Raw genomic sequence first — 6,599 nt, 5'->3', positions numbered from 1 at the left:
GTGGCTGTAGAGAGGCAACGGGCAGCAGGCAACAGGCAACAGGCAACAGAAGCACTCTGCCAACTGCCGTTCCGGCCTCACTGTTGCCCGTTGCCTGTTGCCTGTTGCCTCACGTCACCATTGCGGCCGGATCGACAGCTGGAACGCCACCAGCCCCTCGGACACGTCGCGGTCGAAGCCCTCTCCGCCGCGCAGACCCTCGGCCTTGAGCTCGCGATAGACGACGCCGAACGAGCCCTGCATGGCCCCGCGCCGATAGGCCACCCCGATCGAGGCGTCGCCCAGGAACGAACCCTTGTCCTGGCTCATGCCGGATCGGGCATAGTCGCCGTCGCGGGTGCGGGCGAAATTGTACCCGACGGCCCGGCCCGAACCTGCTGCATAAAGATACCACCGCGCCCGGTCGCCGAAACGCTGATGGCCGCTGGGGGCCAGCCGGTCCAGATTGTCGCCGATCTTGAGCGTGGCCCCCGCCTCGGCCGAGCCGCCGTCGTCACCGACCCCGAACCCGGCATGGGGCGTCAGGCTGACTTCGAGGCCGGAGCGCGTATAGCCCCGCGCGACCGACCAGCCGCGCGTGAAGGAGACGTCATAGGCATCCACGTCAAAGGCGTCGCGATCCCGCGCCGTGACCGGCAAGGGCGAGCCGTCCGCCCGGCGCAACGTGCCCCGCGTCGTCAGCCGCACCCGGTCGCTATGCCGCCCACTGTCGAACCAGGCCTCCGATCGCTGCGTTGCCGCAAGGCCGTCGAACCGGTCCGGCACGCGCGCGCCGAAGACGTTCGCGGTCACGGCCGACGACGACAGGACGGGCGAGGGGTTCTGGAACTCGATCGCGCCGCCAAAGGCGCGCTCGGGCTGGACGCGAAAGGCCGAAGGCTGGACCAGGGTGGCAGTGGGTCGGACTGCGAAAGCTGTGTCCGGCAAGGGCACCGGGACCACCTGGGCGCGCTGTCGGGCGGATTGCAGGTTGGCCACTTCCTGGGCCCGGGCCCAGTTTGGGTCGAGAGTCGTCTGCGCCGTCGCCCCGGTCACCGTGACCAGAAACGCGGCCAATCCGCACGCGATACTCGACAGACGCCCCAACGGTCCCCTCACCGCCCGTTAACGTTGCGTTTACCCTGACCTAGAAAGGGCCGACCGCCAACAGACAAAATTACGATGCATTCCTGACGCCTTCGCAACGCGAAGGGCCGGGACGGGGTTCCGTTGCGCATTTCTTCCCCCGCTACGCGGGAGAAGAAGAGGACCTCACTGACAGGCGAGGCACTCGTCGTAGTCGGTCTGGGCGGCCGAGAACAGGTCGGGCTGGTCGGGGTCGATCTCGGCCTCGGCCTTGTCCTCGGCACCCGCGAAGGCGGCGCGTTGCACCGACTTGGAGCGCAGGTAGTAGAGCGACTTGACACCCTTCTCCCAGGCCGACCAGTGCAGCATATGCAGGTCCCATTTGTTGACGTCGCCGGGGATGAACAGGTTGATCGACTGGGCCTGGCAGATTTCCGGCGTCCGGTCGGCCGACAGTTCGACCACCCAGCGCTGATCCAGTTCGAACGCCGTCTTGAAGATGCCCTTCTCGTCGTCGTTCAGCATGTCGAGGTGCTGGACCGAGCCCTCGTTCTCCAGAATCGAGTTCCATACCGCGTCGGTGTTGTGGCCCTTCAGGTCCAGCAGTTCCTCGAGGTAGGGGTTCTTGACCGCGAACGACCCGGACAGGGTCTTGTGGGTATAGATGTTGGCCGGGATCGGCTCGATCCCCGCGCTGGTCCCGCCGCAGATGATGCTGATCGAGGCGGTCGGGGCGATGGCCAGCTTGTGGCTGAACCGCTCCATCACGCCGCGCTCGGCCGCGTCTTCGCAGGCACCTTTTTCCTCGGCCAGGACGCGGCTGGCCTTGTCGGCCTCGCGACGCAGGTGCTTGAACAGCCGCATGTTCCACGACTTGGCCATGGCGCTTTCGAAGGCCACGCCCTGGGCTTGCAGGAAGGAATGGAAGCCCATCAGCCCCAGGCCGACCGACCGCTCGCGCTTGGCCGAATAGACCGCCGCCTTCATCTCGGGCGGGGCGCGGGTGATGAAGTCCTCCAGCACATTGTCCAGGAACCGCATCAGGTCCTCGATGAAGCGGGGCTCCTCGCGCCACTCCAGGAATTTCTCGGCGTTCACCGACGACAGGCAGCAGACCGCCGTCCGGTCGATGCCCAGGTGGTCGATGCCGGTGTGCAGCATGATCTCGCTGCACAGGTTCGACTGTTTGACCTTCAGGCCCAGGTCCTTCTGGTGCTGCGGCATCTGCCGGTTCACCGTGTCGGAGAAGATCAGATAGGGCTCGCCGGTCTGCAGCCGGATCTCCAGGATCTTCTGCCACAGGGTGCGGGCGTCGACGCGGCGCAGCACCTCGTTGGTCTTGGGCGAACGCAGGCCGAACTGGGCGCCGGCCTTGACCGCCTCCATGAACTCGTCGGTGATGTTCAGGCCGTGGTGCAGGTTCAGGGACTTGCGGTTGAAGTCGCCCGAGGGTTTGCGGATCTCGAGGAACTCCTCGATCTCGGGGTGGTGGACGTCCAGATAGACCGCCGCCGACCCGCGACGCAGCGACCCCTGGCTGATCGCCAGCGTCAGCGAGTCCATCACGCGGATGAAGGGGATGATGCCCGAGGTCTGGCCCGCGCCCTTGACCTTCTCGCCGATGGAGCGGACGCCGCCCCAGTAGGTGCCGATGCCGCCGCCGTTCGAGGCCAGGGACACGTTCTCGTTCCAGACCTGCTGGATACCGTCCAGGCTGTCGGACACCGCGTTCAGGAAGCAGGAGATGGGCAGGCCGCGGTTCGCGCCGCCGTTCGACAGCACCGGCGTCGAGGGCATGAACCAGAGCCTGGACATATAGTCATAGACGCGCTGGGCATGGTCATGGTCGTCGGCATAGGCCGTGGCCACCCGGGCGAACATGTCCTGATAACTCTCGCCGGCCAGCAGGTAGCGATCCTCCAGCGTCTTCTTGCCGAAGTCGGTCAGCAGGTCGTCACGCGAGCGGTCCAGATCCAGGCTGCGAACCACCGAAAGCTGCGGCCTGGCCGTCCCTCGATCGCCCGAAAGCGAAGCGAATTCCGAGGTCTTGTACGCTTCTAGGCCAGCCATGTTTCGTCAACGTCCTGAACAAAATCGCAAGTGAAGCCGCTCATGGCCGGACACAGCATCTTGTGGCCGAACCATCCCCTGAGCCCACATATAGGGCACAGATGGCTAACGACCCGTCAACGGGGTTGACGATCACTTTGTTCGCGAATCAGTCAGGGAAGGCGGGACAAGCCTGTGGAAACACGGTGACGCCCATACGACGCCCCGATCACGAGCGCGTGAGGGGAACGGGGGACCAGCTTGGCCGTTAGGCGACGATGCAAAGTTCCGACCTGATGCCCTTCGCGCGCCGTGCCATGCACCTCGCGCGCACCGAATTCGCCGCCCTGGGCGCCCTGTTGATCATCGCCTTCGGGGTGATGACCTTCGTCGAGGTCGCCGACGACATGACCGAGGCCGACGGCCAGGCCTTCGATCAGATGGTGCTGTCCGCCCTGCGGCCCTTCGCCGACGACCCTGGCCGACCCTGGGGTCCGTGGTGGTTGAAGGAGGCGGCGGCCGACCTGACGTCGCTGGGCGGCATCTCGGTCCTGACCCTGTTCGCGGCCATCGTGATCGTCTTCCTGATCAGTCAGAGGAAACGTCTGTCGGCCCTGCTGCTGGTGCTGGGCCTGATCGGCGGCGTCGCCCTGTCGGAGGGGCTCAAGGCCTTTTTCGAGCGCGCCCGCCCCCCCGCCGTCTATCAGGCGACGGAGACCCTGAACGCCAGCTTCCCCTCGGGCCATGCGCTGCTGTCGGCGGTCTTCTACCTGTCGCTGGGCGTCATGCTGACCCGCGCCTTCCCCGAGAAGCATTTCAAGGCCTATGTCCTGGGTGTCGCCATCCTGATCACCCTGCTGGTGGGCCTGACCCGGATCTATCTGGGGGCCCACTGGGCCTCGGACGTCTTCGCGGGCTGGAGCGTCGGCGCCGCCTGGGCCATGGCCCTGTGGCTGGTCTCCTACGCCGTCGAGCGCCGCCAGAAGACCCACCACGCGGCGCTTCAGGACGCCCCGTCCCCCACGACCGAGGGTGGGGCTGCGGTCCTGAGCGAATAGGCTCAGGTCGCCGCCGTCTCCAGCACGCCCGCCGCCTGCGGATCGGGAGCCGTCTCGGCGTGGCGCGTGTCCTGCCGGCGCGGCAGACGCCAGGTCTGGCCGCGTTCCAGCACCGAACCCGTCCACTGGATCACCGTGACCACGATCTCGCGCGAGGTCCACACCACCTCGTTGAAGCTGGGGGGCGCGCCGCGCTCGCGGTGTGACAGGGTCCCGCATCCCACGGCATAGGAACAGCGGTCCGACAGGTCGATCGGCAGGGCGAAGGGGATGTGGGTATGGCCGGTCATGATCAGATCGACCCCCGCCTCGGCGAAGATGACGGCGGCGCGATCGCCGCGCTTGACGTCGCCGGTCATGGGGGTACCGATCATCTCGATCAGCGGATGGTGACAGGCCAGGATACGTAGGGTTCCCGGCGGGGCCTGGCGCAGGGCCGTGGCGGCCCGACGGGTCTGGTCCAGGTCGATGACCCCTTTCGACCAGTTCAGCCGCGCCTGCCATCCGCGTGCCGTGGTCACGCCGCGCACCATCAGGGTGTCGGAGCGGAACTGGCCGTCATGGGCCGGATGGCCGGTCGCCGCCTCGAAGGCCCGCCACGGCCAGAACAGCCGGTCCAGCGCGCTGTAATAGGGCACGTCGTGATTGCCGACGACGACGAAGCTCGGCTCCGGCATGGCGCGAATCCACTCGCCGGCGGCGCGGAACTCGTCGGGCAGGCCCTTCTGGGTCACGTCGCCGGTGATCAGGATCAGGTCGGTCGGGTCCGCGTGGGCGTAGTCGAGCGCCGCCGCACAGGCGCGCTTGTGCTCGACGCCGAAGTGGACATCCGAGAACTGGAGAAGCCGGCCGCTGCTCACCCGATCAGACGCTGTCTTCCGCCGCCGGCGGATTGGGGGCCAGGGCCTGGAAGGCGCGGGGGATGAAGGTGATGCGAGTCTCGTGCGGCAAGAGGGTCGGTTCTCCGTCGATCACGGCGGGGATCTTGGAGCGGCCCCAGACCTCGATACTGCGCGCGGGCTTGGTCGTCACCGAGGCGTCCTTGCGCCAGTCGCTGAACAGGGCCGTCGCCGCCAGGCGGAAGGCCTGGGAGGTATCCGAGGGATCCATGGCGGCGGCCTCCAGACCGACCGGCTCGTCCAGGGCGCGCGAGATCATCGGACTGATCAGGACCAGGGCCTCGGTCTTCTTCCTCGGCGCGCCGTCCAGCGAAAACCGCAACCGGCCGGTAAACGCGCGCCGCAGGGCGCGGCGGCCATAGGCCCAGGCCAGGGACAGCTTGCCGGTCCGCATGGCTTCGCGGGCCGGGGCCCACAGGGCGGGCGATCCCAGGATGGCGGCACAGTAGAAGGCCTCGCCCTGGACCATGCCGCCGGACACGCACTGGGGCGCGCCGTCTTCAAGCGCGCTGCGCAGGGCCGCCTTCCAGTCGGTGGTGCCGTACAGGGCCTTGGGCAACATGTTCATCGTGCCGCCGGGCAGGGGGGCCACCAGTGGGCCCTTGGGTCCGGCCTTGGACGCCACCGCGCGGGCCGTCCCGTCGCCGGCCAGGACGAACAGCACATCGGGATTTGACGCCAGCGCCTCGTCGATCTGGGCGTCGATCCGGCTGCCGTCCAGCGACACCACCTCGGACTCGCACGGATACTCGGCCAGGATGGTCTCGACCTCTCCGGCCGCCCTTGGCCCCACCGAGCCGGACAAGGGATTGACCAGAACGACCACCCGCTTGATCTCGACGTGGGTCGTCAGGGTGCGGACCTCCATGGCAGCGGCCTCGGCCATCTGCGCATCGGTCGATGGATCATCCGCCGTCGATGCGGTCGGCCGGTCGGTGAATGTCTCGGTCATGGCGCACGAACGCGCCGTGACCGCCGCCGTTCCGCCGCCAAGCGTGACTATTGCTTCTTGAGCGCGTCGGCCGTCTGGGCGGCTTCGGCCTGGACCGCGTCGCCGGTGGCGGCGGCGGCGTCCCCGGCCTTCTCGACCGCGACGTCGGCGGCGGCGGGCGCCTTGCCGATGGCCTGCATGACCGAGGCCTTGCCGGTCGCGATCCAGCCGTCGATGGCCGCGCCACCCCCGGCGACGGACCGTTCCTTGATCGACATCCCGATCACCACGGCCCCGAAAAGGGCCAGCAGGAAGACCAGGAACCCGAAGAAGGCGCCGCCGCCCCCACCACTGCTGCGGCGGCGTTTGCTGCGCGCCCAGACCGGGCTGTGTCCGGTGTCGCTGTCGGTCATACGGACCGGCTCAGGAAAATGCATAATCTACCCCTCTCGTCGAACGTGCCCCGGACCGTTTTCACCCCGCCGGCCCCCCAAGGACAGACTATGGCATCGTTCTGACCGCGCATAGGGAGGGAACCTGTGCCATAATCCAGCGTTCTCCCCCTCGGGGCGAACATAGGGCCCTGAACCGGGCCTC

General features: G+C 67.6%; 6 protein-coding genes. 1 reads left to right on the top strand and 5 read right to left on the bottom strand.

The window, feature by feature from the left end; all coding sequences use genetic code 11:
* Positions 1–114: 114 nt before the first annotated feature.
* Both ACILQR_RS14955 and ACILQR_RS14950 read right to left on the bottom strand, forming a co-directional pair.
* Positions 115–1,056: a lipid A-modifier LpxR family protein gene (locus ACILQR_RS14955; protein WP_395652183.1), complete on the bottom strand. Its 942-nt coding sequence runs from the start codon at positions 1,054–1,056 to the stop codon at positions 115–117.
* Between the two features lie 195 nt (positions 1,057–1,251).
* Positions 1,252–3,135, bottom strand: coding sequence for a ribonucleoside-diphosphate reductase subunit alpha (locus ACILQR_RS14950; RefSeq protein ID WP_395652182.1), 1,884 nt, complete (start codon positions 3,133–3,135; stop codon positions 1,252–1,254).
* Positions 3,136–3,392: 257 nt separating this feature from the next.
* On the opposite strand from ACILQR_RS14950, the gene ACILQR_RS14945 reads away from it, so the two are divergent.
* The gene (locus ACILQR_RS14945; RefSeq protein ID WP_395652181.1) at positions 3,393–4,172 is read left to right on the top strand and encodes a phosphatase PAP2 family protein; all 780 of its coding nucleotides are present in this window, start codon (positions 3,393–3,395) and stop codon (positions 4,170–4,172) included.
* A 2-nt stretch (positions 4,173–4,174) separates the two neighbouring features.
* On the opposite strand, the gene ACILQR_RS14940 is transcribed toward ACILQR_RS14945, so the two are convergent.
* Genes ACILQR_RS14940 through ACILQR_RS14930 form a run of 3 tightly spaced genes read right to left on the bottom strand, consistent with a single transcriptional unit; the run spans position 4,175 to position 6,415 of the window.
* A complete protein-coding gene (locus ACILQR_RS14940; RefSeq protein WP_395652180.1) occupies positions 4,175–5,032 on the bottom strand; it encodes a metallophosphoesterase family protein in 858 nt (285 codons plus the stop codon).
* A 4-nt stretch (positions 5,033–5,036) separates the two neighbouring features.
* Complete coding sequence (locus tag ACILQR_RS14935; RefSeq protein ID WP_395652179.1) at positions 5,037–6,023, bottom strand: diacylglycerol/lipid kinase family protein; 987 nt, start codon at positions 6,021–6,023, stop codon at positions 5,037–5,039.
* A 47-nt stretch (positions 6,024–6,070) separates the two neighbouring features.
* Positions 6,071–6,415 (bottom strand): hypothetical protein, encoded by a 345-nt coding sequence (locus ACILQR_RS14930; RefSeq protein ID WP_395652178.1) that lies wholly within the window; start codon positions 6,413–6,415, stop codon positions 6,071–6,073.
* Positions 6,416–6,599: the final 184 nt, after the last annotated feature.

It is taken from the genome of Brevundimonas sp. (assembly GCF_044239655.1).
Classification (GTDB): domain Bacteria; phylum Pseudomonadota; class Alphaproteobacteria; order Caulobacterales; family Caulobacteraceae; genus Brevundimonas.
This window is presented reverse-complemented; position numbering and strand designations above follow the sequence as displayed.